Annotated in this window: 1 protein-coding gene; it reads right to left on the reverse strand. The window is 56.7% G+C overall.

The genetic code is table 11. The features are described 5' to 3' along the window. Positions 1-2,009 (reverse strand): RNA degradosome polyphosphate kinase (locus ACXJ5O_RS25380; RefSeq protein ID WP_457302325.1); only part of this gene is annotated, 2,009 nt, incomplete at its 3' end. Positions 2,010-2,019 lie beyond the last annotated feature (10 nt).

Here is a 2,019-nt window from a genome sequence, read left to right on the forward strand (position 1 = left end):
GAAAGAACCTGTTGGTGCACTGTTGGATTGGTGATCGGCACAAGCGTCTCGACGCGGCGATCGAGATTGCGGGTCATCATGTCCGCGGAGCCGAAATAAACCAGTGCCTTTTCCGACGGCATCGCTTCGCCATTGCCAAAGCAGAAGATGCGGCTGTGTTCGAGGAAGCGTCCAACGATGGATTTCGCGCGGATATTGTCGGAAAGGCCTGGAAGCTGCGGGCRCAGACAGCAAATGCCACGCACGACGAGATCGATCTCTACCCCTTGCCGGCCCGCGTCATAGAGCGCGTCGATGATTTCCGCGTCGACCAGAGAGTTCATCTTCATCCAGATCGATGCCGGGCGCCCGGCTTTGGCATGGGTGATCTCGTCGGCAATGTGCTGCATGATGCGCGGGCGAAGTGAGATCGGCGAAACGGCAATGCCCATCTCGCCGGAAGGCGGCGTATAGCCGGTGATGAAGTTGAATATCTGCGCCACATCGCGGCCGATAGACGGCTCGCAAGTAAAGAATGACAGGTCGGTATAGATCTTCGCGGTGATCGGGTGATAATTTCCCGTGCCCAGATGCACATAACTGCGCAACTTCGCCTCTTCACGGCGCACGACCAGAGACATTTTGGCGTGGGTCTTCCATTCGATGAAGCCGAAGACGACCTGTACACCGGCACGTTCCAGATCGCGGGCCCAGCGAATATTGGCTTCCTCGTCAAAGCGGGCCTTGAGTTCGATAAGCGCCGTTACCGACTTGCCGGCATCGGCGGCATCGATCAACGCACGCACGATCGGGCTGTCGTTCGAGGTACGATAAAGGGTCTGCTTGATCGCTACGACGTCCGGATCGGCTGCAGCCTGCCGCAGGAACTGGACGACCACGTCGAAGGATTCGTAAGGATGGTGAACGACGATATCTTTTTCGCGGATAGCTGCAAAACAATCGCCGCCGTGCTCGCGCACGCGCTCGGGGAAACGTGGATTATAGGGCACGAACTTCAGATCGGCACGCGGGATGCTGACGATTTCCGAAATCATGTTGAGCGCAAGCAGTCCATCGAGAACGCTGATGCGATTGTCGGGAACACCGAGCTCGGTGGCGACGAAACTGCGCAGTGATTCCGGCATTTCATCGTCGAATTCGATGCGAATAACCTGACCGCGACGGCGGCGCTTGAGCGCAGTTTCGAACAGGCGCACCAAATCCTCTGCCTCCTCCTCGACCTCGATATCACTGTCGCGGATGATGCGGAAAGTGCCGGCACCCTTGACCTCGTAGCCGGGGAAAAGCCGCCCGGTAAACAGGCTGATCGCATCCTCGAGCGTGAGGAAACGGAAACGTCCCTTGTCGTCCGGAATTTGGATGAAGCGCTTCAACGCTTGAGGCAGACGCAGCAACGCTGTCATTGGACGATTGTCGGTGCTCCGGTTGAGGAGCATGGCGATCGAGAAACCGAGATTGGGAATGAATGGAAAAGGATGCGCCGGATCAATGGCAAGCGGCGTCAGAACCGGATAGATGGTTTCAAGGAAATGGTCTTCCAGCCATGACTGCTCATTGGCGGTCAACCTGTCCGGACGAACGATCTCGATGTTTTCCTTGAGCATTTCCGCGCGCAAATCATCAAACCGGTGCTGCTGGGCAATCTGYAGCTTCACGACCTCATCGAGGACGAATTCAAGCTGTTCCTGGGGGGTGCGCCCATCGTCGCTGCGGTCTGAAACGCCGGCGCGTACCTGTCCTGCCAGTCCGGCGATACGCACCATGAAGAATTCATCGAGATTGGCCGCCGAGATGGAGAGGAAACGCAAACGTTCAAGCAATGGCTGATGTGTGTTCTCGGCTTCCTCCAGAACGCGGCGATTGAACTGCAGCCAGGAAAACTCACGATTGACGAAGCGATCGACGCTTGTGTGCAAATTCGCCAGATCCACTTTTTCCAGGGCTTGTGGAATCGCAGTCGAATCCGCTGGTTCCAAGGCTTTCGGAATCGCGGATGATTGTTCGTTCATTGGTATTCTC

Source organism: Phyllobacterium sp. P5_D12 (assembly GCF_054049495.1).